Origin of the sequence: Blautia sp. AF14-40 (assembly GCF_003479665.1) — a bacterium.
GTDB lineage: Bacteria > Bacillota > Clostridia > Lachnospirales > Lachnospiraceae > Fusicatenibacter > Fusicatenibacter saccharivorans.
Genome location: NZ_QUHK01000098.1, coordinates 789 through 1,600, shown reverse-complemented (window position 1 = coordinate 1,600; position 812 = coordinate 789). Strand labels below are relative to the sequence as shown.

1 protein-coding gene and 1 pseudogene are annotated in these 812 nt (G+C 47.8%); both read right to left on the bottom strand.

Annotation, left to right across the window (positions count from 1 at the left end):
• Window positions 1–434, bottom strand: a pseudogene (locus DWW13_RS18445) (VirD4-like conjugal transfer protein, CD1115 family); the annotation flags it as partial.
• Window positions 431–812 (bottom strand): PcfB family protein (locus DWW13_RS18440; RefSeq protein WP_147398349.1); only part of this gene is annotated, 382 nt, incomplete at its 5' end. The pseudogene DWW13_RS18445 and the gene DWW13_RS18440, both read right to left, overlap by 4 nt.

The window sequence follows — 812 nt, the reverse complement described above, 5'->3', positions numbered from 1 at the left end:
ATAACAAGGATATTTTTATTCCTTGCATACTTCGGCTGCTTTGGGCGGCTGTTCATGGTAAGCCGTTCCGTCTGTGTTAGCAGCACGTTATTTTGAAATACCGGGTCGGTGTAGGGCTTTATATCTTCGGTGTTGCCCCAACGGGCAGAACCGTATTCGATACCTTTTCGATATTTCTTCGCGTTCTTGCCTTTGAAGTACACCATAAGCCGGATAAGGACAGCCCCCGCAATACCGATAAGCAAATCCATAGGGGCAAAACTCGGAAGCGGGGTTGCAAAAGCAGCGGAAAAGCCGTCTGCAAGGGAAAGCACCTTGCCGGAAAGGTCAGCCCCCGGAGAGAGCCGCACCGACTGTCCGATTTTATCAAAGAGATAGACAAAGAGCAGATAGGGGGCATTTAGGATAAGCAGCTTTTTAAGTTCCGGCTTCATAGCGATTCCTCCCTGTCCTTTTTCTTCACTTTGTCCCTCTGTGCGTTCAGAGCTTCCGCCTTATCTTTCATAGTAGAAAGCAGCTTGCGGATAGAGGGCTTTTTATCCCTGCCTAATTTCTTTGCGGTAAATTCCCGAAATGCTTCGGTCATAACGTCAATATCCTTGCCCTTAAAAGACACAAGATAGGTCGGCGGCTTGCCGTTCTCAATCTTCTTGACGTTGTAATCAAGCCCGTTTTTCCTTGCGATAGGGTCAAAGGCTTTGATATTTTGGTCGGTAATCTCAATGTTGGAAACCTTTTCTCCCGGCTTCATAAGCTGCCGCATAGTGATTTTTCCATGCGGGGCTTTGGTTAGCTGCCCTTTGCCTTTGGCA